This is a genomic window from Rhizobium sp. YTUHZ045 (genome assembly GCF_051124255.1).
Taxonomy (GTDB): Bacteria; Pseudomonadota; Alphaproteobacteria; order Rhizobiales; family Rhizobiaceae; genus Rhizobium.
Genome location: NZ_CP101435.1, coordinates 365,751 through 389,723 on the forward strand (window position 1 = coordinate 365,751; position 23,973 = coordinate 389,723).

Annotated in this window: 23 protein-coding genes and 1 pseudogene; 2 read left to right on the forward strand and 22 right to left on the reverse strand. The window is 61.4% G+C overall.

The window, feature by feature from the left end; translation table 11 throughout:
- Positions 1–2: 2 nt before the first annotated feature.
- The 17 genes from hypB to rpe form a co-directional block, all read right to left on the reverse strand.
- A complete protein-coding gene (gene hypB, locus NMA58_RS31250; protein WP_416068662.1) occupies positions 3–920 on the reverse strand; it encodes a hydrogenase nickel incorporation protein HypB in 918 nt (305 codons plus the stop codon).
- Positions 920–1,261 carry a hydrogenase maturation nickel metallochaperone HypA gene (hypA, locus tag NMA58_RS31255; protein ID WP_416068661.1) on the reverse strand — a complete coding sequence of 114 codons (342 nt, stop codon included), beginning with the start codon at positions 1,259–1,261 and terminating at the stop codon, positions 920–922. The genes hypB and hypA overlap by 1 nt, the downstream gene beginning before the upstream one ends.
- Complete coding sequence (locus NMA58_RS31260) at positions 1,254–2,366, reverse strand: hydrogenase assembly protein HupF (protein WP_416068660.1); 1,113 nt, start codon at positions 2,364–2,366, stop codon at positions 1,254–1,256. Before NMA58_RS31260 ends, hypA begins: the two co-directional genes overlap by 8 nt.
- Positions 2,363–2,887, reverse strand: coding sequence for a [NiFe]-hydrogenase assembly chaperone HybE (gene hybE / locus NMA58_RS31265; RefSeq protein ID WP_416068659.1), 525 nt, complete (start codon positions 2,885–2,887; stop codon positions 2,363–2,365). Before hybE ends, NMA58_RS31260 begins: the two co-directional genes overlap by 4 nt.
- Positions 2,877–3,092 (reverse strand): rubredoxin, encoded by a 216-nt coding sequence (locus tag NMA58_RS31270; RefSeq protein ID WP_416068658.1) that lies wholly within the window; start codon positions 3,090–3,092, stop codon positions 2,877–2,879. The genes hybE and NMA58_RS31270 overlap by 11 nt, the downstream gene beginning before the upstream one ends.
- Positions 3,089–3,937: a hydrogenase expression/formation C-terminal domain-containing protein gene (locus NMA58_RS31275; RefSeq protein ID WP_434714960.1), complete on the reverse strand. Its 849-nt coding sequence runs from the start codon at positions 3,935–3,937 to the stop codon at positions 3,089–3,091. The genes NMA58_RS31270 and NMA58_RS31275 overlap by 4 nt, the downstream gene beginning before the upstream one ends.
- Entirely contained in the window at positions 3,934–4,383 is a 450-nt protein-coding gene (locus NMA58_RS31280; RefSeq protein WP_416068656.1) for a hydrogenase accessory protein, read from the reverse strand. The genes NMA58_RS31275 and NMA58_RS31280 overlap by 4 nt, the downstream gene beginning before the upstream one ends.
- Before the next feature lie 167 nt (positions 4,384–4,550).
- Complete coding sequence (locus NMA58_RS31285; RefSeq protein ID WP_416068655.1) at positions 4,551–4,847, reverse strand: HypC/HybG/HupF family hydrogenase formation chaperone; 297 nt, start codon at positions 4,845–4,847, stop codon at positions 4,551–4,553.
- Between the two features lie 100 nt (positions 4,848–4,947).
- The gene (gene hupE / locus NMA58_RS31290; RefSeq protein ID WP_416068654.1) at positions 4,948–5,523 is read right to left on the reverse strand and encodes a nickel permease HupE; all 576 of its coding nucleotides are present in this window, start codon (positions 5,521–5,523) and stop codon (positions 4,948–4,950) included.
- 10 nt (positions 5,524–5,533) lie between these two features.
- The gene (locus NMA58_RS31295) at positions 5,534–6,130 is read right to left on the reverse strand and encodes a HyaD/HybD family hydrogenase maturation endopeptidase (RefSeq protein WP_416068653.1); all 597 of its coding nucleotides are present in this window, start codon (positions 6,128–6,130) and stop codon (positions 5,534–5,536) included.
- Positions 6,131–6,853 (reverse strand): Ni/Fe-hydrogenase, b-type cytochrome subunit, encoded by a 723-nt coding sequence (gene cybH / locus NMA58_RS31300; protein WP_416068652.1) that lies wholly within the window; start codon positions 6,851–6,853, stop codon positions 6,131–6,133.
- Between the two features lie 12 nt (positions 6,854–6,865).
- A complete protein-coding gene (locus NMA58_RS31305; RefSeq protein WP_416068651.1) occupies positions 6,866–8,656 on the reverse strand; it encodes a nickel-dependent hydrogenase large subunit in 1,791 nt (596 codons plus the stop codon).
- Positions 8,657–8,680: 24 nt separating this feature from the next.
- Positions 8,681–9,763 (reverse strand): hydrogenase small subunit, encoded by a 1,083-nt coding sequence (locus NMA58_RS31310; protein ID WP_416068650.1) that lies wholly within the window; start codon positions 9,761–9,763, stop codon positions 8,681–8,683.
- Between the two features lie 238 nt (positions 9,764–10,001).
- Positions 10,002–11,444 carry a nickel-dependent hydrogenase large subunit gene (locus NMA58_RS31315; RefSeq protein ID WP_416068649.1) on the reverse strand — a complete coding sequence of 481 codons (1,443 nt, stop codon included), beginning with the start codon at positions 11,442–11,444 and terminating at the stop codon, positions 10,002–10,004.
- Entirely contained in the window at positions 11,441–12,388 is a 948-nt protein-coding gene (locus NMA58_RS31320; protein ID WP_416068648.1) for a HupU protein, read from the reverse strand. Before NMA58_RS31320 ends, NMA58_RS31315 begins: the two co-directional genes overlap by 4 nt.
- A gap of 176 nt (positions 12,389–12,564) precedes the next feature.
- The gene (locus NMA58_RS31325; RefSeq protein WP_416068647.1) at positions 12,565–13,218 is read right to left on the reverse strand and encodes an HAD-IA family hydrolase; all 654 of its coding nucleotides are present in this window, start codon (positions 13,216–13,218) and stop codon (positions 12,565–12,567) included.
- Positions 13,219–13,296: 78 nt separating this feature from the next.
- Positions 13,297–13,980: a ribulose-phosphate 3-epimerase gene (gene rpe / locus NMA58_RS31330; protein ID WP_416068646.1), complete on the reverse strand. Its 684-nt coding sequence runs from the start codon at positions 13,978–13,980 to the stop codon at positions 13,297–13,299.
- Between the two features lie 81 nt (positions 13,981–14,061).
- Between rpe and NMA58_RS31335 the strand changes: the two genes are divergently transcribed.
- On the forward strand, positions 14,062–15,084 hold the full coding sequence (locus NMA58_RS31335; protein ID WP_416068574.1) for an IS110 family transposase: 1,023 nt from the start codon (positions 14,062–14,064) through the stop codon (positions 15,082–15,084).
- 259 nt (positions 15,085–15,343) lie between these two features.
- Here NMA58_RS31335 and cbbX read toward each other — a convergent pair.
- The 3 genes and pseudogenes from cbbX to NMA58_RS31350 form a co-directional block, all read right to left on the reverse strand.
- Positions 15,344–16,291, reverse strand: a pseudogene (cbbX, locus tag NMA58_RS31340) (CbbX protein); the annotation flags it as partial.
- Positions 16,292–16,312: 21 nt separating this feature from the next.
- The gene (locus NMA58_RS31345; protein ID WP_416068644.1) at positions 16,313–16,702 is read right to left on the reverse strand and encodes a ribulose bisphosphate carboxylase small subunit; all 390 of its coding nucleotides are present in this window, start codon (positions 16,700–16,702) and stop codon (positions 16,313–16,315) included.
- 19 nt (positions 16,703–16,721) lie between these two features.
- The gene (locus tag NMA58_RS31350; RefSeq protein ID WP_416068643.1) at positions 16,722–17,711 is read right to left on the reverse strand and encodes a ribulose-bisphosphate carboxylase large subunit; all 990 of its coding nucleotides are present in this window, start codon (positions 17,709–17,711) and stop codon (positions 16,722–16,724) included.
- Positions 17,712–18,081: 370 nt separating this feature from the next.
- Here NMA58_RS31350 and NMA58_RS31355 point away from each other — a divergent pair, with 370 nt between their 5' ends.
- Entirely contained in the window at positions 18,082–21,144 is a 3,063-nt protein-coding gene (locus tag NMA58_RS31355; RefSeq protein WP_416068642.1) for a type ISP restriction/modification enzyme, read from the forward strand.
- A 69-nt stretch (positions 21,145–21,213) separates the two neighbouring features.
- Here the strand turns inward: NMA58_RS31355 and NMA58_RS31360 are convergent, their stop codons facing one another.
- Positions 21,214–22,263 carry a hypothetical protein gene (locus tag NMA58_RS31360; RefSeq protein WP_416068641.1) on the reverse strand — a complete coding sequence of 350 codons (1,050 nt, stop codon included), beginning with the start codon at positions 22,261–22,263 and terminating at the stop codon, positions 21,214–21,216.
- Positions 22,260–23,963 (reverse strand): ATP-binding protein, encoded by a 1,704-nt coding sequence (locus NMA58_RS31365; RefSeq protein ID WP_064829454.1) that lies wholly within the window; start codon positions 23,961–23,963, stop codon positions 22,260–22,262. The genes NMA58_RS31360 and NMA58_RS31365 overlap by 4 nt, the downstream gene beginning before the upstream one ends.
- Positions 23,964–23,973: the final 10 nt, after the last annotated feature.

The following is a 23,973-nucleotide window of genomic DNA, read 5'->3' on the forward strand; positions in this document are numbered from 1 at the left end:
GTTTATGCCACCTTCGGCCGAGCGGCCCGCCGGGCGGCGGAGGCTTCGAGCCAGGCATAGAAGGCCTCCATGCCCTCGCCCGTGCGCGCCGAAACGGTCAATGTCTGCAGCCGCGGATTAACGCGCAGCGCGTTGGCGATGCAGAAGCCCACATTGAAATCGAGATGCGGCAGCAGGTCGGCCTTGTTGAGGATCATCAGGTCGGCCGCCGCGAACATGTCGGGATATTTGAGCGGCTTGTCCTCGCCCTCGGTGACGGACAGTACCACGACCTTGTGTGCTTCGCCGAGATCGAAGGCGGCGGGACAGACGAGGTTCCCGACATTTTCGATGAAAAGCATCGAGCCGGGCTCGGGCGCGAGATCCTCCACCGCGTGGCCGACCATGTGGGCGTCGAGATGACAGCCCTTGCCGGTATTGATCTGGATGGCGCGGGCGCCGGTCTCGCGGATGCGCGCCGCATCGTTCGACGTCTGCTGGTCGCCTTCGATGACGCTGATGGTGACGCGATCCCTGAGGTCGGTGATCGTCCGGACCAGCAGGCTGGTCTTGCCCGAGCCGGGGCTGGAGACGAAATTCAGCGCGAAGATGCCGTTGCGGTCGAAATAGCGCCGGTTCGCGGCGGCATAGCCATCGTTCTTCGAGAGGATGTCGCGCTCGACCTGGATGATCCGCTCCTGGCTCATGCCGGGAACATGAACGCCGGCTATGCCCTTGCCATAGTGGACGCTGCCGTCTTCGCCATGATGATGGTCGTGCTCGTGGTCACCATGGGCATGGTGATGGGCGTGACCATCGTCATGATGGTGATGGTGGTGGTGCCCATGGCCGTGGTCATGGTCATGGTGATGCCCATGACCCCCGGCCTCGTGCTCGTGGCCCTCGATGGCCGACGTCCCGCAACCGCATACCGTGCACATCAGATCACCTCCATATCCCTGATCTTCAATTCGTCGCCGGCCGTCATCTGGACGCGATGCCGGCCGCAGTCAGGGCAGGCCCCGAACCGCTCCTCCAAGGCCACCGTCTTGCCGCAATCGAGGCACCAGCCCTCACCGGCGATCCGGTTGATCTCAAGCGTTGCGCCATCGGCGATTGTGCCATGCCTGACAGCTTCATAGCAGAAGAGCAGCGCATCCGGATTGACATGACTCAAGACTCCGACATCGAGCCGGATCGACTTGACGCGCGTCACGCCGTTCTGTCGCGCCGTGTCGCAGGCGATTTCGATCACGCTTTCCATCAATGACATTTCATGCATCGGCCGCCTCCCTGATATCGACGTCGAAGGCCACGCAGGGGTCGAACAGCACCGCGAGAAGCGATACCGACCGTATGGCTGTGTCGCCGGTCCCTATAGGTGAAGACAGCAGCGTCTCGACGAAGGGACCGGCCGGATGGAAATTCCACTCGGTCGGCGCGAGAATCCGGTAGGCCGAGAGCCTGCCATCGGCGCCGATCTCCGCCTGATGATAAAGCCTGCCGCGCGCACATTCCACCGCGCCGTAGCCGCCGGCGCCCGGCGTCGGGCCGCCGCCGGCGAGGGACGCCCAGTCGAGCGCGCCATCGCCAAGGATGGAGCCAAGCTGGTCGAGCGAGGCGCGAACGTCGGCTATCCGCGCGCGAAGGCGTTGCGCCAGATGGGGGCCTTCCTGCGAGCTGGCCGGGGCAAGGCGAACATAGGCGCCGGTCTCGACGACGCGGCCGCGCAGATGCGGAAGGCTGGCATAGCCGGGTTCCGTGCAGAGCCGCACGACAACGTCGGCGTCGTCCCTGCTGGTCAACGGGTCCGGGCTGTGGCCGGCGAAGATATGGTCGTGCTCGACATCCTCAAGCATCGCCGCGCAAGCCGTTCCCTTCATGGGAGCATCGGCCTCGCGCGTGACGCCGAGTGCTGCGGCCGCCGCCGTCAGCCTCTCGACCGGCAATTCGAGATGCGCGCGATCGACCTTGCCGGCCTTGACCCTGGCGATGATCGCCTGCGAGGCGGCCAGCGCATCGCGGAGATGCCTGCCGGCGGACGCGGCCAGCGTGACGGGAAGGGGCACCGGCCATTGGAGAATGAGGGCGCGCAGGGTCTCGAATATGCGTTCGGCGAGCAGGCCCAACCCTGCGCCGATCCGCTCATCATCGCTCATCGCACGATCTGTGGCATTGAGGGTCGCGAGGCGGGCGGCCACCGACTGGGCAAAGCCGCAGAGCGAAAAGACCTGGCCCGCAAGCAGCGGCGCCTCGTCGGCTATGCGGCCGAGAAACATGCATGTCAGGCCCTGCGGGCGGCTTGCCGCAACCGCGACCGAGCAGGCGAGGCAGCGCGATACCGCGACCTGGATCCTGATCGTGCCGGCGCCGAGAAGGAAGGTCATTTCGCCATCTCCTCGCGCTTGCGGAATTGGCCGCGCAGCAGATCTCGCCGGTTCACCGCGGCGGGTGGCGCCGGCGGCGGTTCGAGCGTGGCGGGATCGAAGAAGGCGCGGACGGCCTCCTCGGCCGTGGCGAGTGCTGCCTCCATCGTGGCGAATTCGAAGACCGGCGAGAACAGGGAACAAGAATCCACCCTGCCGACGCCGTCGAGTTCGCCAGTGATGAACTCGACCTCGCCCGCCGGCAGCCCGACGCGCAATGTCGTGCCGGAGACGGCGGCGGCCGATGGCGCGCCATCCGGCAGGTCGACCGCCACGAGGTTCATGAACCAGGGCGTGGTGACGATGCCGAAGGCGCGCGCCCCAAAGGCGCGGAAACCGGTCGCGGCAACGCCGAGCGCCGGGTTGCAGATCGGCACATCCACCATGGCTGTGGCATGGATATGCCGATAGCAATCCTCGAGCCGAGCCCCGAGCTGACGGGCCGGATCGGGCCCGACCGGTTCCGCACGCTCAGCGTCCATCGCCCAGCCTCATGAACTTGGACTGCAGCGCATCGCAGTTCGGACAACGCCAGTCCTCGGGCAGGTCGGCGAAGGCCGTGCCCGGCGGGATCTGCCAGACCGGATCGCCTTCGGCCGGATCATAGACATGCCAGCAGATGCCGCATTCCATCCGGTCCTCGTCCGACAAGGTCTCGCGCTTGCCGAAATTCTCGAAGGCGCTCATTTGAAATAGGCCTCCTCGATCTCGCGGAGTCGCATTTCGGAATCGCGGAAGTCCTCCTCCGCAGCCACGGCGACCGAGGGTATGTCGCAGATCTCCAGCGTATCGAGGATGATCGTGTCCATGGCGTTGTAGAACTGCACCGACCAGACATTGCGCGCGCCGGTCGCCACGATACGGCAGGTGCCATAACCGCGCGAGGTGAGTTGCACCGGGCCTGCGCCCAGCGTCTCCTGCAGGAAGGCCATGTCCTCCGGGCTCATGGGGAAAAGCGAGAAGGTGATGACATGGGTCGGTTCGCCGTCGCGGTAGCGGGCCGCCCGGTCGCCGACCTCGGTCAGCACCGGCATGACGTTCATGGCGCCGGCCGGGGCCGGACCATGGCTGATCGATGGGTGCAGCGCCGAACAGGCCTGACGGACTGCGGCCGGGATGCTCGCCACCTCGACATAGTCGCCGATCAGACGGCCTTCGACATCGGTGAACCGGATGCGCCAGACGCCGGCCATGACGGCCTCCTGCATCTGCGCCGTGATGCCGTTGGCAAGTGCGGCGACGCCCGCGACCTCGCCTTCGCCCAGCGTCTGGGTGATCAGCTCGCGGTCGTCCTCGGGATAATCCGTGATGTCGGACAGCCGACCCGGCGCGCCGGCCTTCTGCACCGCGAGTGCATCGGCGATGTCGGGCAGGAGCATCGCCGTCCGCCGACAGCGCCGGATCATTTCCTCGGCGCTGCTGGTGGCGAGGAAATTGATCTTGCGCGCGCGGAGCGGCGGCTCGGCGCCGATCGGCATCACCGTCATCGCGGCGTCTTCACCTTCGGGGGCTACCCAGAAACCGGCCTTCATCGCACGATCTCCTTGCCGGCATGGGTGATCTCGACCTTCGGACCGCCCGAGGCGACCATGACCGGTGCGTCGGGCGCCAGCCAGGCTCCGATCTTGTCGACATATTCCGACCAGTCGCGGATCTTTCCGATCACGCCCACCGGCTGATCGCGGCGCGTGACGACAAGGCTTGGCATGACGACCACATTGAAGCGGGCCTTGAGCTTGTCCTCTGCCGCACGCCGCACCACGGCGCCCCGCAAGCGACCGCGATAGTGGCCGAGCAGTTCGGGCAGGACCACGGCGACGTCATCGGCCTCGGGCCGCTGCGCCGGATCGCCGGTGAAAAACAGCACAGCATTATCAGGCTCGCCCGCGGCAGGGGCCAGGAAGGCATCGATCGTCGTCTCGTCGACGACGGGCAGGCGCGCCCGCTCGCTCAGGGCGCGGACCAGGGCAGATGGCATTGTCTCCTCCACAAATCATCATGCAAGTGTTCTGCAAGATGATCTGCAAACAGCGTGCCAGATCGGAGGAAGTTGGATTCCATTGATCTGGAAGGGAAATTTTCGCTGGAGAGAAGTATCGCCGGCCGCGAGATGGAAAGTCAATTTCCAGATTGGAAATTTTCTTTTCAGATGTCGCGCAAATGCGCCGGCAGTTCCGGCTCGCGCGTGAGGAGGTCCGCAAAGAGATTGTCGAAGGCGCGGCCCTCGACCGCCTCGGCGAGGCCGGCCAGCGCGTCGTCGATCGCGCGCGCCTCCTCGGCATCAAGCACGCGGATTGCGGAGCCAAGATGGGTGAGCACATGGGTTCCCGGAGACTGCGGGCCGACCAGCATCAGGGAGATGGAGGCCACCTCGCCATGTCGTTCGCACTGGGCAACGAATTCGTTGCCTGCGATGACCTGCATGGGAATGCCGATGCACATGCGCTTCACCTTGGTTCTGGACTTGCGAAATCGGGAGCCGCAGGGCGCAGGGGTGCCCGTACGGCTCCCGTCAGGCCGAAGCCTTGGGAGAAAGTGCGGTTCAGCCGCTGAGCAGTGCAGCGCCGGCAAGAGCGACAGCCGCACCCGCAATGCGGGCGACGATCTGACTTGCCCGGCCGAACCGGAGCGAGGCGAGCCCGATGCCGAGGCCATGCAGCGCGATGGTCGCGGCCAAGAACCCGGCCACATAGCCCGTTGCGTTCGCCATCGCCGGCAGTTCGGCGCCGTGCGCCTGTCCGTGGAAGAGCGCAGCTATGCCAACGATGGCCGCGGCGACAGGCGTGGGAACCTTCACCTCGAAGGCCACCAGCAGGCCAAGCACCGCGACGGTCAGTGCGATCGCGGTCTCGATCATCGGAAGCGCGGCGCCTTGGATGCCGAGAATGCCGCCGACGGCCATGACAGCGACGAAAGCCAATGGCACGATCCAGCGCGCCCTGCCGCCGAGCGTCGACGCCCAGAAGCCGACGGCCACCATCGCAAGCATGTGGTCGAGGCCGCTGAACGGGTGGGCGAGGCCTGCCAGCGTGCCATCGGAATGCAGCCCGACATGGGCATGGGCGACGCCCGGCAGCGTCAGCGCGGCGAATGCCGCTACAATTCTCCGGTAATTCATGGAATCCTCCTCAGTGGCTCAGCGCGGCCGGTTCGGCGCGCCGCTCATAGCGTTCGAAATCGATGTCGTTCTCGAGGAGCGGCGATGCCTCCGCCCCTTCCGGCCGCGCGGTGACCGCAACGCCCCACGCCCTCAGCACCCGGACCGCGGTCTCTACGGCGGCGGGTATCACCGCCTTGACCGGCGCGGTCAGCGGACCGCCCCAGTCCTCAAGATCGAGCGGCTGGCAACCGATCAGCGTCAGCCGCTCGGGATAGTGGCCCATCAGATCGGCGGCGCTCAGCACTTCCTGGAAGCCGGTCTGGTGCAGGCTCATCTTCTTGGCGCCGGTGAATTTCGGCACCTCGTCGTCCTCCACCACCTTCATCGTGCCCGGCTCGAGGCCGTAGTCGATGGCGTCGAAGACGATCAGCCGGTCGTGCTCATTGACGAACTGCACGAGGTAGAGCCCTTGGGTGCCGCCATCGAGGATGGTGACATTCTCGGGCACTTCATAGCTCCTGTGGAACTGCTCCACCGCGCGTACGCCAAAACCTTCGTCGGCCCAGAGGATGTTGCCGATGCCGAGCACGAGGATGCGCGGCGAAGAGGAGGATGGGATGGCCATCTAGTCCTCCCTGTCCTTGAAGAGCCGCTCGCCCGAGATCATCGACGAGATGATGCTCTGCCGACTCATGATGTCTTCGCGCACGGCCACGTAGATGTGGACCATGACGAAGACGAGGATCACCCACATGCCGAGATGATGGAAGGTGTGGATGTCCTGGCTGTTCGGCCAGATCGAGAACACCCAGCCGAAGAGGGAATATTCCCAGCTGTCGCGGCCGGCGCCCTCGCTGTAGAGCGCGAATCCCGTGATCACCATGAAGAACAGCGGCAGGGTGAACATCAGGAACATGGTGAACTGAGCGAGCGGATTATGGCCGACATATTTCTTGGGCTGCCGCGCGAGGAACGTGTACCAGCGGACCTCATGGAGCCATTCCTTCCAGAAGCGACCGCTCCAGAACGGCACGTAGAAGATCTGGCGGGCATGGATGTTGCCGACGAAGGCCCAGTAGACCCGGAGGATCAGGAACACGGCGAGGACCTGCCCCGCCGCGAAATGGACGAAGCGGATATAACCCATCAGGAAGTTGGCGCTCGCCTCGCCCGGCACCGAAGGCAGGGGCGAGGCGATGAAATAGCCGGTCAATGCCAGCGTCAGGATCGCGAAGGCGTTGACCCAGTGCCAGATGCGCACCGGGGCCTCGTAGACATAGACGCTCTGGCGCTCGATGGCCTTTTCGCCATGCGCGTCGGCAGCGGCGAGGTTCTCATGGACCGTCATGACCGTCCCTCCTCACCGGACCTGAACCTTGGCCATTTCCTGTCCGTCCGGGCTCATGACATGCGTCGAGCAAGCCAGGCACGGGTCGAAGGAATGGATGGTTCTTAGGATTTCGAGGGGCTGAGTGGGGTCGGACATCGGCGTGTCCATCAGCGACGCCTCGAAGGCGCCGATATTGCCGGCGGGATCGCGCGGGCTGCCGTTCCAGGTCGTGGGTACGACACACTGGTAATTGTCGATCTTGCCGTCTTTGATCTTGATCCAGTGGGCGAGCGCGCCGCGCGGCGCCTCAGTGAATCCGACGCCCTTGACCTCCTTCGGCCAGGTCTCCGGCTTCCATTTGTCGACAAAGGCGGTGGCGGAGTCGCCGGCCTTGATATTGGCGATCAGCTTATTCTGAAAGTAGCGCATCTGGTGGCCGGCCCAGCTCGACTCGAGCGCGCGCGCCGCGGTACGGCCAAGTGTCGAGAACAACGCCGACACCGGCAGGTCGAGATCCTTTAGCACCTTGTCGACGGGATCCTTGAACTCGGCCTTGTTCTGGGCATAGCCCACGACCCAGCGCGCGAGCGGCCCAACTTCCATCGCATTCCCGCGCCAGCGCGGCGCCTTGATCCAGGAATACTTCGCGCCCTCGTCGAGCTCCACGATATTGGTCTTGGTTCCCTTGGCATTGGGGCCGAGCTCATAATGCGGCTCGGTGATGCCGTCCCAGGGGTGAAGGCCCTTGGTCTCGTCGGGATATTTGTACCAGGAGTGGGTGACGAACTCCTGTATCTGCTCGGGGTCGGCATGATCGACGGGCAGGACTTCGGCCAGATTGCCATTGATGATCGCGCCGCGCGGCAGCTTGAGGCTCGACTCCGAATAGTCATTTGCGTGTTCCGGCACATCGCCATAGGCAAGCACGTTCTTGCCGGACAAGCCACCGCCATAGAGCCAGTCCTTGTAAAAGGAACCGATGGCCATGATGTCGGGCACATAAACCTTGTCATTGAACTCGATGATCTGATCAATGATCGAGGTCACCATGTTGAGCCGTTCCATGTTGATCGCGCCAACGGAGCCCGTGCCATCGATATTGATCGGACAGGGCACGCCGCCGACGAGCCAGTTCGGATGAGGGTTCTTGCCGCCGAAAATCGTGTGGATCTTCACGATCTCCTTCTGGAAGTCGAGCGCCTCGAGATAATGCGCCACAGCCATCAGGTTTGCTTCCGGCGGCAGCTTGTAGGACGCATTGCCCCAATAGCCGTTCTTGAAGGGCCCGAGCTGGCCAGACTCGACGAATTTCTTGAGCCGTGTCTGGATGTCCTTGAAGTAGCCAGGCGAGGACAGCGGCCAGTCGGAGACGGACTGCGCCAGCGCCGAGGTCGCCTTCGGGTCGGCCGACAGCGCCGAGACCACGTCGACCCAGTCGAGTGCGTGCAAGTGATAGAAGTGCACGACATGGTCATGCACCTGCAGCGCGAGCTGCATCAGGTTGCGGATCGAATTGGCATTCTCAGGAATGGTGATGCCAAGCGCATGCTCGACCGCGCGCACCGAGGTCAGCGCATGGGTACCCGTGCACACCCCGCAGATGCGTTCGGTGAAGGCCCAGGCGTCGCGCGGATCGCGATTCCTGAGGATGACCTCGATACCGCGCCACATCGTGCCGGTCGACACGGCGTTGCGGATGATGTTGTTTTCGTCGACATTCACCTCGACCCGCATATGCCCCTCGATGCGGGTGACGGGATCGACGACGATGCGCTTGCCGGAATTGTCCAGCGTGAAGCCGTTGGGTGTCTGGATCGTCATGATGGTGCTTCCTGCCCTTGATGTTTATGCGTCGGCTTTTTCGCGCTTGGTGGTCACGCGCTTGACTGCAGTGACCGCCGCATGCGCGGCGACCGCTCCGCCGACGACGCCGGCCGCAGTCAGGCCAACCGTGTCGGCATTCGCCTCGACGCCAAATTGATGGAGGTTGGTCAGCCGGTCATAGAAGCTGCCATTGTCCCAGAAGCCGTCTTCGGAGCAGCCGATGCAGCCATGGCCCGACTGAATGGGGAAAGATACCCCGCCGTTCCAGCGCACGGTGGAGCAGGCATTGTAAGTGGTCGGGCCCTTGCAGCCCATCTTGTAGAGACAATAGCCCTTGCGCGCGCCCTCGTCGTCCCATTCCTCGACGAACTGGCCGGCATCGAAATGGGGGCGGCGATAGCACTTGTCGTGAATGCGCTGGGAATAGAACATCTTCGGCCGGCCCTGCCGGTCGAGTTCAGGCAGCTTGCCGAAGGTGGTGATGAAGGTCACGACGCCCGTCATCACCTCGGCGATGGGGGGACAGCCCGGAACCTTGATGATCGGTTTGTCGAGGATCACTTTGTCGATCGGCGTCGCCTGGGTCGGATTGGGCTTGGCCGCCTGGACGCAGCCCCAGGAGGCGCAGGCGCCCCAGGCGATAATCGCCATTGCGTCCTCGGCCATCCATTTCAGCTTCTCGACGAAGGGCCGGCCGCCGTCGATGCAGAACATGCCGTCCTCGTTGAGCGGGGGATTGCCTTCAACGGCGAGGATGTACTTGCCCTTGTACTTCTCCTTGGTCTCCTCGAGGATCGCCTCGGCCTGATGACCGGCGGCGGCCATGATCGTATCGTCATAGTCGAGCGAGATCATCGACAGCACGACATCCTTGACCAGCGGATGGGCCGAGCGGATGAAGCTTTCGGAACAGCAGGTGCATTCGAGCCCATGCATCCAGATGACGGGCACTCGCTCCTTGGTCTCGAGCGCCTCGGCCATCGCGGTCGCGGCACCTGGAGCGAAGCCCAGGCTCGCGGCGGTGAGGCTGCAGAACTTGGTGAAACTGCGCCGGGTAATTCCCTGGCGGCGGATGACGTCATAAAAGGTTTCGGCAGCTGCCATGTTGCTCCTCCAGCAAACCCATCCCGATCGCATCGCCTGGATAAACATCCGGGCTCTGTCGTGAAGAGCTTTGCAAGAAGCGGACCAGTTCGTATTCCGGCGCTTGATTTCCTTCTATGTAACTGAAACAATTTACCTATTTTAGCGACGCCGCGCGTCCGTCCATCCTGTCGGCGGAAGGTTGGCGGAAAGCCACCTTTCAGCGCTGAAAGCCGCATGACCGCCCTGCGGAGGCGAATCAATGCGCAGTGCAGACCATGCAGGGGTCGAAGGAGCGAATCACATGTTGCAGGGCCGCGGACTTCGCACCCATTCCCCGAGTGTCGAGGCCGGCAAGGGCGGCCTCCAACGGGCCGGGCACGCCGGCCGCGTCGCGCGGTGAAAAGTTCCAGGTGGTGGGGGCGATGATCTGGTAGCGCTCGATCGGGTCGTCGCGAATGCTCACCCAATGACCGAGCGCGCCCCGCGCCGCTTCGACGAGACCGGCCCCCTCGGCATTCTCAGGCAGGGCGAAGTGGCTGGAAAACTCATCCTTGAGCCGCAGTTCGCGCAGCCATCCGCCCATGGAATGGACCAGAAGCGCCGTCTCGATCAGCCGAGCGACGATCCGGGTGCGGACCGACGTACCGCCGTCACGCGCGATCAGCGACAGGATGAGAGGATGCCCGGCAACGGCAAGCCGCGCAACCGCGCCGGCCTCGGCCGGAGCCTTGGCGAGACGCGGCGCCTTGGCCCAGGAATAGGCTTTCTCTTTCTCGGCGGTCGGAACGGTTTCGGCATTCCATGGGCGGTCGCCGGTCTCCAGGAACCAGGAATGGGCCACGTCCTCGGATATGCCGCCGGCGTCGAGCGGCAGGATTGTGCCGTCAGCCTGGGCGACACCCGCAGGCAGGAGCGATCCCTCGGCCGTGTGGTAGGCACCGTAAGAGAGCAGCCAGCCCGGCCCCTTGCCGAGACGCGAAAGCGCCAGATCCTCCGCCAGCCGGAGGAAGAAGCGGAAGTCGCCCGCCATACCCTCAGCATAAGCCGCGAGTTCATCCTCCGTCTCCAGCGACAGGATCGTATCGAGCGAGTCGCCATAGAGCGACTGTTCGAGAAAGACCTGGAATTCGCCGAGCAGGGTCGCGAGCTGGACCCGCTCGCCGACATCGATGGCGCGCGTCGTGCCGCCGGGCTGGAAGGCGAGCGAATGCGGCCATTTGCCGGCGATCACGCCCATGACCTCGAGCAGCCGCTTGCGCATCGGCAGGAACTGTGCCGAACCGCTGCCGCTCACCGCCTTGAAGCGCGGCACGGCCTCGCCGAACCAGGGCCGCCCGGCATACTCGTCGCGGGCGAAATCCGGCATGAAGAACAGATAGAAATGCGTCAGATGGTCGGCGATGTTTTCCGCCGCATGCGCGAGATTGGCGGCGATATAGCCGTTGGGCGCCGCGCGTCCGCCGGCAAGATTGCGCAGCGCGGTCGCGGCGGCGATCGACTGCGACACCGAGCAGATGCCGCAGATACGCGGCGCGATTACCAGTGCATCCAGCCCCGGCCGGCCGCTCAGTATCTGCTCGAAGCCGCGATAAAGCGTCGTGGTGACCTCGGCTCGCTCGATGATGCCGTCCCTGATATCGAGCGCGACTTCGAGATCACCCTCCACCCGATTGAACGGCCCGGCGATGATGCGGCTCATGCACCCACATCCTTATTGCGCCGGGTATCAAGAACAACGCGGTCGGAGGTGGCGTTCTCCCGCACCCGGTCGGGTGTCGCCGACTTGGAGAGCGCGGCCAGCGCCACAAACCAGGCCTTGGGCATGTCCCGAGGCAGACCCACCGGTATACCTCCGATCTTTGGCGTTTCGAGAAAGCCCGTTTGATCCTCGAAAGCAGGCTCGGTACAAGCGACACAGGAGAAGCCGCCATGGGTACAGGAGCCGCTACCATTCCAGCCACGCTGATTGCAGTCGCCGGCGGCCTGGGTTGCCTTGCAACCGAGATGTTCCATCATGCAGCCGAGATCGGAGAATTTTTCCGCACTCGCCTTGAACTCGTAATATTCGTTGCGCTCGCAACCATGATGGGCGAGCGTTTTCGTATAGAATTTTGGCCTGCCGAGCAGGTCAAGGTCGCGTTCATCGAAATCACCCATTTGCAGTGCGACGATCGTCTCCATGATCCAGCCGGGATGCGGCGCACATCCCGCGACATTGATGACAGGGAGACCTGACAAGGAACGATAATCAGCGCTGAGCGCGCCCCCCACCTCCGAGCCCTCATACTGGAGGCCGCAAGCTTCAATTGGATCAGGCGCCGCTGCATGGATGCCGCCATAGGAGGCGCAGGTCCCGACCGCGATGCAGTGCCTGGCGCGAGGCGCCAGCCGCCTGATCCAGTCGAACATCGTTCGGCCAGTCCCACCCAGCCGATTGAACAGACCGGTGCCGTTCGGACCGCGCAGGACGGAACCTTCGATACACAGGAAATCGAGCGGGGTCCGGCCCTCGGACACCGCCTCGAGGATATCGACCGCCTCAGCGCCGCTTTCTTCACTCAGGGAGGGATGCCAGAGGAGCTCGATGCCGAAGGATCTGAGCTCCCGAGCCCAGCCCTGCGCCCCGTTTTCCAGCACCGACATCGTGCACCCGCCGCAACTGCCTGCTTGCAGCCAGAGCAGTGTCATAGGGGGATCAGATTTGGACAAGCCGGATAACATCGTTGCAGAATCTCGCATCTTGAGGCGAGCCGGTCAACCGCGCCATCGACTTGCGCGATTCACAATGAATACCCTTACGCTCCAAGCGATTGCCACGACTATCTCTGGAGACCGGCTATGCACAGCCAATCGGCGAAATGTTCGAGTGTCTCTAAACGGAAGGTCGGTCTGCTGTCGATTTGGGTGGAGCCTTCTACAAGTAGCGACGGCATGCCGGCGGCGGCAGCCGCCGCAATATCTGCCTCACCATCCCCGACCATGATACAGGCGGCTGGCGGCACGCGCAGCTCGCGTGCGGCGTGAAACAACATGTCCGGTGCGGGCTTTCGTCGGTACGGGCTGTCACCGCCGACAGTGATCCCGAAGCACGATAGGAGGCCGAAATGATGCAGAATCTCCCGTGCGAAACGTTCCGGTTTGTTAGTAACGAGTGCCAATGGTACCCCCAATGCATTCGCAGCACTCACGGCCTCCGCTGCGCCCGGCAATAAGATGGTGCGGCATACGAGCTGCCGAGCGTAGATGACGTTCATGCGCCTTGTCGCCTCGTCCAGGCCGTCGCCCGAAAGCGCAAGACCGCAGGCGAGATGCGCCCTTTCGACAAGCTTGCGAATACCATGACCGATCATCGCCCGGACGGACGGCACAGACAGTGGGCCAAGCGCACGCTCACCCAAGACCTCGTTGACGGCATTGGCGAGATCCCCGGCTGAATCTATCAGCGTTCCGTCAAGATCAAACAGAATCGCCATAGGCTTCGACACCGCGACCAAACCGCGATGGGAGCATGGCCTAGAATCCGCGCCCATGCTGCTCCCCATCTGCTCTCCCTATGTGGCGGTTGAAAGAGCGCCTTCTGCCGCGCTCCGGATCGCTAGAATATTTGACCTGTATCCCGCCTCATCCTTGCCGCCGAATATGGCCGATCCAGCGACAAGAACGTTGGCGCCTGCAGCCGCAACCAGCGAGGCAGTCTCCGGCGTCACGCCGCCGTCGACCTGGATATCGATCGGCCGCGCGCCGATCATCGCCTTGACGCGGCGGATCTTTTCGAGAACCGGCGCGATGAAGGACTGGCCGCCGAAGCCGGGGTTCACCGTCATGAGCAGTATCAGGTCGACGCGGTCGAGCACATAGTCGATCGCGCTTTCTGGCGTGGAAGGGTTGAGTGAGACGCCCGCCTTCCTGCCCAAGCCGCGGATCGTCTGCAGCGACCGGTCGAGATGCGGCCCCGCCTCGGCATGCACCGTGATGACGTCGGCGCCGGCCGCGGAGAATTCGGCGAGATAGGGATCGGCGGGCGCGATCATCAGGTGACAATCGAAGACGCGGTCGGTGCGGTTGCGCAGTGCCCTGATCACAGGCGGTCCGAAGGTGATGTTGGGGACGAAATGGCCGTCCATCACGTCGAGATGGATCCAGTCTGCGCCGGCGCGGACCACCGCCTCCACCTCGTCGCCCAGCCGCGAAAAATCAGCAGACAGGATCGAGGGCGCGATAATGATGTCGCTCATGATGTGTTGAGATGGACGGCTCCTGCTCCGCAACCGCTGTGCCATAGTGGCATGCGGTCAGAAACGATAGAGGAGCAGTTCATGAGAAAGATTACGACGATTGGCCTTGATCTGGCGAAGAATGTCTTTCAGGTACATGGCATCGATAACCTCGGGAACGTTATGGTTCGGCGGCAGCTTCGGCGAGGCGAGGTACTACGGTTTTTCCGCGGTATCCAACCGTGCCTTGTGGGCATCGAAGCCTGCGGAAGCTCGCATTACTGGGCTCGGGAAATCGAGAAGCTTGGGCATGTCGTCAAACTCATGCCGGCTGGGTACGTGAAGCCCTACGTGAAAAGAGGCAAGACAGATGCAGCCGATGCTGAGGCTATTTGTGAGGCCGTAACACGGCCGACGATGCGGTTCGTCGCTGCGAAGTCTGCCGATCAACAGTCGGTACTGATGATGCACAAGGTTCGTGAGCTTCTTGTTCGCCAGAGAACGATGCTGATCAATTCATTGCGTGGGCACTTGAGCGAATTCGGCGTCATCGGTGCTGGCGGGGCAAAGAACGTCCCCAAACTTGTCGAGCATTTTCACGAGATCCAGGGCAGCTTGCCGGAGCTGGCGCGCGCAATGCTGTGGACGATTATTGATCAATTGCAGCGATTAGGCGCCGAAGTCGTAAAGATCGAAAAGAAGATCGTAGACAGTGTCAGAGCTGACGCAGCAGCACGACGCCTTCTCTCGATACCAGGTGTGGGACCCATAACAGCGAGCGCCATCACCGCGGCGGTGTCGGACATTAGAAACTTTTCCTCCGGACGGCGCTTCGCTTCCTGGTTGGGATTGACGCCAAGACCGCACAGTTCCGGCGGAAAGGAACGCATGAGCGGCATTAGCAAGCAGGGCGACGGATATATTCGAAAGCTATTGGTTGTCGGTGCAACCGCAATAATCCGTTTCGCAAAGGATGGAAGCAGCGCCAGTCACGATTGGGCTGTGAGCCTGATGGACCGAAAGCCAGCAAGGGTCGTAACCGTCGCGCTCGCGAACAAAACAGCGAGGATTATCTGGGCGCTCCTGGTCCGCGAGCAGCAGTATATGAAGTCCGTTGCGGCTTGAATGAGATTTCGGGCGTAACTTTACGTCCGAGATGGCGGAGAGGTGCTGAAATGTGATGATCAAGCCGGTCGGACCGGAGACGAGGAAAGCCCCTGGGAGCATTGAGCTTGTAAAGCCCGATGATGTGTTTGGGACCTTGTCTGCGGACTTCATCATGGCCAGCGACCCGTAGGTCGCACGAGTAGGCCGGACACATGATTGCAATCGACCGAGAGATATCGCATGAATCACCACTGTGCCGCAGGAGCCGTCCACACATGCTCCCATTTTCCGTCTGCCCGTTGTCGCCCTGGCGGAAGACGCGGCTCGCGCGGATATCGTCGGCTCCGATGACGGAAAGGTCGCTCGCCGAAACCGGCCCGGCGGCGGTGCTGAACAGCCGGTTGGCCTGCCTCAGCCGCGCCCGGTCCAGCGCGTTGCGGATCGAGCGGGCATTGGCGAAATACGGCTGCTTGCGGCGTTCGACGATATAGTCGGCCATGATGCGGCGCGCCTCGTCGTCAAGGCGATAGTTCTGTTCAGCCAACAGGGATTTCGCGATATCGAGCAGTTCCCCGTCGCTATAATCAGGAAAGTCGATGTGATGGGCGATCCGCGACCGGAAGCCGGGATTGCTCTCAAAGAAGCGGTCCATGCGGTCGGCATAGCCGGCGAGGATGACGACGAGATCCTCGCGGTTGTTCTCCATCACCTGTAGCAGGATCTCGATCGCCTCCTGGCCGTAATCGCGCTCGTTGTCGGGACGGTAGAGATAATAGGCCTCGTCGATGAAGAGCACGCCGCCCATCGCCCGCTTCAGGATCTCCTTGGTCTTGGGCGCGGTGTGGCCGATATACTGGCCGACGAGATCGTCGCGCGTCACAGAGACCAGATGCCCCTTCCTGATATAGCCCAGCCGGTGCAGGATGTTGGCCATCCGGAGCGCAACCGTCGTCTTGCCGGTCCCGGGATTGCCGGTGAAGCTCATATGCAGCGTCGGCGCCATATGCGAGAGCCCAAAGGATTTGCGCGCGCGCTCGACGATGAGCAGGGCGGCGATCTCGCGGATCCTTTGCTTGACCGGCTTGAGGCCGACGAGTTCCCGGTCGAGTTCGTCGAGAACCTCCGCGACGCCGGAAGCGCGGAATTCCTCCCGGAGATCGACCGTGCCCGACGGGGCGCGCCCGTCAGGCGAAGGCGTCGGTTCGGATTTCATCGGCATTGCCATGACCTCAACCCACCTCCCCTGTCAGCGCGCCGCCGCCCAGCCGTAGGCTTGCGACCGCCCACGGATGTCGAACCGCGTCATCGAAAGACGCGGTTCGACAGCCGGCCGGTTGACGATGAAGGAGGTTCGCACCGTCTCCCAGCCGCGGGTGTTGTCGAAGGCATTGATGCGGATGTAGCTCTCCGGGTGTGCCTTGCGGCAATCCGCCACCTCCATCATCACGCCCTTGGCGTCGCGGAGGTCGAACATCGGATTGCCCCACATTTCCCAATAGGTGTTGCGGGGATGGGGATCGTCGGTGAATTCGACGCCGATCGCCCAGTCGCGGGACAGGCAGTATTCGACCTGAGCGGAGATCTGCTCGTCGGTGAGATCGGGCAGGAAGGAGAAGCAGCCCTGGGTAACGCGCATTGTCTTGATCCTTTCGATATCACATGGCGAGCGACGGCGTCGGCACGAAGTCCGATATATCCGTCGGCGTGTAGTTGAAGGTGATGCCGCCCCACACATCGAGCGCGGCCTCGAGCGGCTTGCACCACTTGGCGGCGGCACGCAGGATTTCCGGACCCTCGCCCACGATGTCGCGGCCCTCGTTGCGGGCGAGAACCATGGCTTCGAGCGCGACGCGATTGGCGGTAGCCCCGGCCTGGATACCCATCGGATGGCCGATCGTGCCGCCGCCGAACTGCAGCACCACATCGTCGCCGAAGAGATCGAGCAACTGGTGCATCTGGCCGGCATGGATGCCGCCCGAGGCCACGGGCATGACCTTCAGCGTATCCGCCCAGTCCTGCTCGAAGAAGATGCCACGCGGCAGGTCGACCTCGTTCTTCAATTCGCGGAGCACGTTGTAGTAGCCCTGCACGGTCAGGGGATCGCCCTCGAGCTTGCCGACGGCGGTACCGGCATGGAGATGGTCGACGCCTGCGAGCCTGAGCCACTTGGCGATGACGCGGAAGGAGATGCCGTGGTTCTTCTGGCGGGTATAGGTGCCGTGGCCGGCGCGGTGCATATGCAAGATCATGTCGTTCTGGCGGCACCATTCCGAGATCGACTGGATGGCAGTCCAGCCGATGATCAGGTCGACCATGACGATGACAGATCCCAGTTCCTTGGCGAATTCGGCGCGGCGGTACATCTCCTCCATCGTGCCGGCGGTGATGTTGAGATAGTGGCCCTTGATCTCGCCGGTTTCGGCGGTCGCGCGGTTGACCGCCTCCGTGCAGTAGAGGAAACGATCGCGCCAGTGCATGAAGGGCTGCGAGTTGATATTCTCGTCGTCCTTCATGAAGTCGAGGCCGCCCCTGAGCCCTTCGTAGACCACGCGGCCGTAATTCTTGCCGGAAAGGCCGAGCTTCGGCTTCGTCGTGGCGCCGAGCAGCGGCTTCAAATCATCCAAGATCTGTGCGCCTGTTGTCATGACATCTGAATTGGGACTGCAAATTCGTTTAATTGGGACTGTCATTTCAGCAAGTCGCGGACAGTGGGTGCGATCGATCCCCGGTTGAATGTTCATTGATCCTGACCGGTAGCTCCGCCTAGCCGCACGCGATCGGCGCCGCGCTACCATCTTGATACTTGCTCTTGAAGGATATGAACCGACGGCCACGCTCAAATGTTCTCGCGCGGGAACAAATCACTAGGCAGGATACGAACTTGTTCTTAAGGCAATGGCTGATTCGGCCGCTCACGAAATGGCAAATTATAAACGCAATTTACATAGACGCTGACATACTTGACGCGCTGCGATACGCATTGAGCAGGCTGTGTTTTTGTCTCGGGGGATTTTTTTGAGCCAACACCTGATCAATGAATACCGGGGCGAGCTCGACCGATTGAGAGCCGCGTCCGGCAGTCGCCGCGAGAGCGTCCTACGCGAAGCGTTCAAGGACCTACTCAAGCGCTGGGGCAAGGCGCACGACCTCCAGTTCATCGCCGAGCACGACATCCTGACCAAGCAGATGACGCGCATCTACGTCGACGGCGCGCTCCTCCATGGACTGCGCGTCCCGTTCGGTTATTGGGAAGCCAAAGATGAGAGTGACGATCTCGACAAGGAGATAGAGGCGAAGTTCCGCAAGGGCTACCCGCGCGAGAACATAGTGTTCACGGACGATGTCCGGGCGGTGCTGTGGCAGGATGGCGCCGAGATCATGCGCGCCCAAATGCAGGCCGACGATGACGGGCTGCTGCGCCTGCTGACGTGCTTCTTTTCCCACGAGAGGCAGGAGATCGCTGACTTCAACAAGGCGGTGAAGCAGTTTGCCGCCGACCTGCCCGAAATCCTCAAGGCGCTACGCGAGCGCATCAACGCAAAGCAGAAGAACAGCGCCGAGTTCGCCAAGGCGGTGGCCGACTTCCTCAACCATGCACGCGATGCGATCAATCCCGTGGTGACCGAAGATGACGTGCGCGAAATGCTGATCCAGCACATCCTGACCGAGGACATCTTCGCCAAGGTGTTCAACGATCCCGATTATCACCGCAAAAACAACGTAGCGGCCGAGCTTTACAAACTGGAGGACCAGCTCTTCGCCGATAGGGGCGAGAAGACGACGCTCCTCAAGGATTTGGGGCCGTATTATTCTGGCATCGCGCGAACGGCGGCTGCCATCGAGAGCCACAGCGAGAAGCAGGGCTTCCTGAAGGCGCTCTACGAGGACTTCTACAAGGCCTACAACAAGAAGGCGGCCGATCGGCTCGGCGTGGTTTATACCCCCAGCGAGATTGTACGCTTCATGATCCGCAACGCCGACTGGCTGTGCGAGAAGCATTTTGGCAGGAACCTGATCGACCGCGGCGTCGAGATCCTCGACCCGGCGACCGGCACCGGCACCTTCGTCGTCGAGCTGCTCGAGCATTTCCGCAGCAACCATGACAAGCTTCGGCACAAGTATAAGGAAGAGCTGCATGCCAATGAAGTGGCGATCCTGCCGTACTACGTAGCCAACCTGAACATCGAAGCAACATACCAGGCGATCACTGGGCAATTCGCCGAGTACGAGAATCTGTGCCTAGTGGACACGCTGGATAACGTTGCGGCGTTGGGCATCTATTCCGGTCATCAGTTCGACATGTTCGGTTCCATCACCGACGAGAACGTCGAACGCATCAAGCGGCAGAACCGGCGCAAGATCAGCGTTATCATCGGTAATCCGCCGTACAACGCGTGGCAGGAGAACTATAACCAGAACAACGCTAACCGGCCGTATGCCCGCGTCGATGAGCGTATCAAGCAGACCTACATCAAGGAGGGCACAGCGCAGAACAAGAACAGCGTGTATGACATGTATACGCGCTTTGTGCGGTGGGCTTCCGACCGGCTCGGCGACGAAGGAATCATCGCCTTTGTGATGGGGCGCAAGCCCATCTCTAAGGACGCATATGACGGTTTCCGCAAAGTCGCAGAACGCGAGTTCAGCGACATCTGGCTAATGGATTTGGGCGGTGATGTTCGCGACAACCCAAAGCTGTCGGGTACGACGCACAACGTGTTCGGCATACAAACAGGCGTAACGATCGCATTTCTAGTGCGGCGCAAAGGCAAGGGCGGAGCCGTGATCCGTTACGCGCGCCGGCCCGAGATGGAGGCGGCCGAAGATAAACTCTCGTTTCTCGCGGCAAGCAACTTTGACTCCGTCTCAACCGATGTGCTCAAACCGAACGCTCGTCACGATTGGCTCGATGCTGGAGCGCTGGAATGGTCCAGTCTCCTTCCTCTGTCGATCAAGGGACGCAGCAAATCCACTCCATCAAGATCAATCTTTCAGCTCGTTTCGAGTGGCATTCAGACCAAAATGGATGAGTGGGTTACGGCGCGGACCGCCGAATTGTTGTGGCCGAAGCTGAAATATATTGCGGCAGAATACGATGCGTCATTGGCCGACGGTATACCCATAGACAGGACCGTCAAGTGGCACCGCGAGCTCGCGCGACATGTTCGAAATCGTCGGCCATTGGACCTTGATGCCGGTGCGGTTACCGAAATGTGTTTTAGGCCATATTCGCCGCTCGTTCTCTACTTCGACCGAATGTTGAATAGTCAGCTATTCCGACTGCATGACCTGTTCGTGGGAACTGCGCATAATCCCGGTATCGCGTTCTCGTTGGGGAAGCGCGGTGGCCTTGGGATCCTCGGAACGGATCGGATTCCATCCTATGACACATTCGTCCCTGATGCATGTCAGTTTGTCGCCCGATATCGCTACACCAAGTCCGGCGAGCGGGTGGACAACATTACCAACTGGGCGCTCAACAAGTTCGTCGCCGAGTACGGCAAGAAGGACGTCACCAAAGACGCTGTGTTCCACTACGTCTACGCCGTCCTTCACGACCCGGTTTATCGGGAGACTTATGCGATGAACCTCAAGCGCGAATTCCCACGCATCCCGTTCTATGCCGACTTCGCGCAATGGACTGCGTGGGGCGAGGCGCTGATGGCGCTGCATATCGGGTACGAGAACGTGGCGCCGTGGCCCGTCGAACGGATCGACAACGCCGATCCGAAGCGCGCTGAAGGCGCGCATCCCAGGCCAGTGCTCAGGTCGGATCCCGACAGGGGATTGGTAGCGGTCGATGGGGACACGCAGATCAGCGGCATCCCGCGCACGGCATGGGAGTATAAGCTCGGCAACCGCAGTGCGATCGACTGGGTGCTCGACCAGCACAAGGAGAAAACCCCGCGCGACCCGACGATCCGCGCGAAGTTCAACGCCTATCGCTTCGCCGACCATAAGGAGAGCATGATCGAACTGCTCGCGAAGGTCGTGCGGGTGAGCGTGGAGACCGTTGCCATTACAAAAAAGATGGCAGCGGTGTCGAATCGGAACGCCAGAGAAGTTAACGTCGGCTAAGAGAGACGCCACACCAGGAGCACTCTGAGGCGCGACAATTAAACTTCCGTATGCAAGCGAGCTTGCGCGCTAGGCCGTAGCAGCCTTGACCACAGGATGAGATTTTGCGGGCGGCCTTGTAGTCCGCCTGTCAGCGACGAAGTCCCGCAGGCCGACATAGACGTCCTTGATTGACGGCGACGGAGGACTCTCTAGCGACGAACTGAAGATCCTGTAGTACTCTGAAAACCTTTTGCGATCACTTCGCCATGTTCCAACCCAGCCCCACCCGTAGTGAAAATCTGGATCTGACGAGCCGCTATCTGGAATACGTTCGATCACTGACTTAAAAATGTGATTATTCATGGTCTTGACGAAGAGTCGAAGAACAGCAGCAATGCCTTGTAAATCTGCCGACGATGGCGCGAACGGCTGCTCTAAAAACCTTTTATGACTTTCGGTGCCCAAAGCGATTGCCGTCTTTGAACCGAGTTTGCCGAATCGATGTACGCAGCAATGTCGAATTTCACAGACTTTCTTGAATTCCTTTAAGCTCGCCTCCAACTGTGCAGGCGGATTTCCTTTGATCCCCACGAAGGATTTCAACGCATCCAGGACGTTCTTGTCGCCGGCGAATGAAAGGTTCTCAGTCAGGGCCTCTGGAAGAAGCCCAATCTTATGATGCCGGGCGGCGCCGAAGCTGACGTTCATCGGTTCCACCAAAGAATGAGTGTGGTCGTCGACGAGGATGAGTTCGCGAAGAAGCGCTCTGAAGTAGCTTTCGACGGCCGACATGTAACCCAGCACCACCAGCGCACCAAGTTCTGGTCGGACCCTGGACGACAACGGAGACCCTGGAGCTACGTTCGCATCCCCCGCGTTGCCACCAACTGATATACCGGGATCCTGAGTGGTAGCAACGCCAGCATCTCGGATCAGCCCCTCGTCGCGGTACACGAGCGGGAGGTAAATTCGATTAATCGCCTCAGTGTTCTGTATGAACTGGTCGATTGGGCTCAACTCGGAATTTCCGCTTTGCGCCAGAAACATCTCACTTGTATCGATCGCGGGCATGCCAAGTGTCTGCATGCCCACGATTTCGTCGTGCTTATAGGCTTTGCTGCCACGCTTCTTTGTCATGACATGAACTCGTCGACGTAGGTATTCACATTGTCAGTGATCCCGGACGCCCGCTTCGGCCCTATCCTTTTGATGTTCCGCAACTCCGTCCCAGGATCTTGGAGCGCCACGAAGTCGCCAACGGTGCTGATATTGTTGTCCTGAAGCTTTTTGATCTGCCAATCACTAAGACCTGGGACGGACGAGATCGGTGTCTTCATGCAGTTGTCGAACGTTGAAGGAGTCACGAGCGGGCGACCGCATGCATGGCAAAAGAGTTGCGTCTCGCTAAGGCGCCGTGTGCCGCAGTTCTCGCATGGTGGCAGATTAAAACGGAGGCCCTCGAGCGTAGCCTGGTCTAGCAGGGTTTCGATTTTTCTCCGGACCGGATGCTTGGTCGACTTGCGTCTCAAGGATTCAACCACCTGCCGAGGAGAATTCCCCCGGCTTCTGCCTGAAAAAGCGCGGGTCGCGATCAGCGCGGATAGATGAGGAGTAAATCGGCGATACGACCGTTCCGCACCGTGAGATACCTCGGTCTTGTACTCGAACAGCAAACCCGCCTCGATCACGAGATTGATCATGCGATTGACGATCGGCGTCAGAGTCGATGTTTCGAGACCCAGGATTAGCTGCTTCTCATTCCTCTCCAGACTCTCGTCATTGGCTTCGCGGATCGCTTCCACCGCCTGTCCAAACAGGAGCTCACCGGTGCTGACAAGGGTCTCCAGGCGAGGAACCTTCTGGGAGAGCGATCGAAATTCGCTCAACCTGAGCTTGTTGTGATCTTGAACAATACTGTTGATGCGGGCCTGATCGTTGGATTCCGCACTGTCGTGATACGAACGCAGCATCGTCAGATAAGCACGCGGGATGCCGAACGAAGCGTAGATCAATAACTCGTCGACCTCGGGACGAAGCTGATCGGCCACCGGATATCGCTTATTCGCGATTTCCCGCATGGTCTCCACATAGCGCTCGCTATCGACGGGAAGCCAGGCAGAAACCGTTCTTCCCTCGTGGTTGGCGTGGAACCGCGGCCCGTATTCGGTCGATCCCGGATACACAGACGCCTTCGGCGAGATGCGCGGGTTCTTCAGGACGCGGATGATGTCAAACAGTTCGACCATGTATTCCGGCGTCAGCGTCAGTGCGGCGTCATCGAGCAGGACGACGGCTCGACTTCTACCATGGTGGTCGCACATCGCCAGAATGCCGTTCACAACGTTCTGAATCGTCAAAAACCGGACTACCTCGTGTTCCTGCTCGGTAAGAGGGATCTGGCGCTCCAACTGGCTCACGATCGCCTGGAAGTCGGCGCGCTCCGCGCCAAGAAACGCTGGGAAGTTGAAAGGATCGCCCTTGAGGCGGGACGCGAGCGCGTCTGCTTCCAGAACAATGCTGGCCAGAACCCACGACTGGAAAATGTTAACGGCGTCTGCACGGTGATTGAGCAAAGGCTCGAGACGCAGATACCGATTGAAGCTGACATAGAGCGCAAGCGGGAGGCTGGCGTCATCCTGACACTTCAAAGCAGTGAACCGCATCAAGTGAGTTTTGCCGCATCCCCTGGGACCCTGAATGAGGACGAGTCCTTTGGATACCAGTGCCTGATGGACACGGTCGAAATGGTCTTCTGCTACGGTTTCATCGAGAAGCACCTTCTCATCGATCTGGTCGGCCCGCTCTTCGAAAGTCGTCTCATCCCGCGCTGTCGTCATGGCGGCGTCT

What these genes read in the sequence shown, in the direction of transcription:
- NMA58_RS31345 (WP_416068644.1), bottom strand. Translation starts at nt 16,702, where the DNA reads ATGCGCGTTACCCAGGGCTGCTTCTCCTTCCTGCCCGATCTCACCGAC.
- cybH (WP_416068652.1), bottom strand. Translation starts at nt 6,853, where the DNA reads ATGACGGTCCATGAGAACCTCGCCGCTGCCGACGCGCATGGCGAAAAG.
- NMA58_RS31305 (WP_416068651.1), bottom strand. Translation starts at nt 8,656, where the DNA reads ATGACGATCCAGACACCCAACGGCTTCACGCTGGACAATTCCGGCAAG.
- NMA58_RS31360 (WP_416068641.1), bottom strand. Translation starts at nt 22,263, where the DNA reads ATGACAAAGAAGCGTGGCAGCAAAGCCTATAAGCACGACGAAATCGTG.
- hypB (WP_416068662.1), bottom strand. Translation starts at nt 920, where the DNA reads ATGTGCACGGTATGCGGTTGCGGGACGTCGGCCATCGAGGGCCACGAG.
- NMA58_RS31270 (WP_416068658.1), bottom strand. Translation starts at nt 3,092, where the DNA reads ATGAGCGCCTTCGAGAATTTCGGCAAGCGCGAGACCTTGTCGGACGAG.
- hypA (WP_416068661.1), bottom strand. Translation starts at nt 1,261, where the DNA reads ATGCATGAAATGTCATTGATGGAAAGCGTGATCGAAATCGCCTGCGAC.
- NMA58_RS31285 (WP_416068655.1), bottom strand. Translation starts at nt 4,847, where the DNA reads ATGTGCATCGGCATTCCCATGCAGGTCATCGCAGGCAACGAATTCGTT.
- NMA58_RS31260 (WP_416068660.1), bottom strand. Translation starts at nt 2,366, where the DNA reads ATGACCTTCCTTCTCGGCGCCGGCACGATCAGGATCCAGGTCGCGGTA.
- NMA58_RS31325 (WP_416068647.1), bottom strand. Translation starts at nt 13,218, where the DNA reads ATGGCGATTCTGTTTGATCTTGACGGAACGCTGATAGATTCAGCCGGG.
- NMA58_RS31315 (WP_416068649.1), bottom strand. Translation starts at nt 11,444, where the DNA reads ATGAGCCGCATCATCGCCGGGCCGTTCAATCGGGTGGAGGGTGATCTC.
- NMA58_RS31280 (WP_416068656.1), bottom strand. Translation starts at nt 4,383, where the DNA reads ATGCCATCTGCCCTGGTCCGCGCCCTGAGCGAGCGGGCGCGCCTGCCC.
- NMA58_RS31295 (WP_416068653.1), bottom strand. Translation starts at nt 6,130, where the DNA reads ATGGCCATCCCATCCTCCTCTTCGCCGCGCATCCTCGTGCTCGGCATC.
- hupE (WP_416068654.1), bottom strand. Translation starts at nt 5,523, where the DNA reads ATGAATTACCGGAGAATTGTAGCGGCATTCGCCGCGCTGACGCTGCCG.
- NMA58_RS31350 (WP_416068643.1), bottom strand. Translation starts at nt 17,711, where the DNA reads ATGACAACAGGCGCACAGATCTTGGATGATTTGAAGCCGCTGCTCGGC.
- NMA58_RS31320 (WP_416068648.1), bottom strand. Translation starts at nt 12,388, where the DNA reads ATGTCGGTGCTGGAAAACGGGGCGCAGGGCTGGGCTCGGGAGCTCAGA.
- NMA58_RS31275 (WP_434714960.1), bottom strand. Translation starts at nt 3,937, where the DNA reads ATGAAGGCCGGTTTCTGGGTAGCCCCCGAAGGTGAAGACGCCGCGATG.
- NMA58_RS31365 (WP_064829454.1), bottom strand. Translation starts at nt 23,963, where the DNA reads ATGACGACAGCGCGGGATGAGACGACTTTCGAAGAGCGGGCCGACCAG.
- hybE (WP_416068659.1), bottom strand. Translation starts at nt 2,887, where the DNA reads ATGGACGCTGAGCGTGCGGAACCGGTCGGGCCCGATCCGGCCCGTCAG.
- rpe (WP_416068646.1), bottom strand. Translation starts at nt 13,980, where the DNA reads ATGAGCGACATCATTATCGCGCCCTCGATCCTGTCTGCTGATTTTTCG.
- NMA58_RS31310 (WP_416068650.1), bottom strand. Translation starts at nt 9,763, where the DNA reads ATGGCAGCTGCCGAAACCTTTTATGACGTCATCCGCCGCCAGGGAATT.
- NMA58_RS31335 (WP_416068574.1), top strand. Translation starts at nt 14,062, where the DNA reads ATGAGAAAGATTACGACGATTGGCCTTGATCTGGCGAAGAATGTCTTT.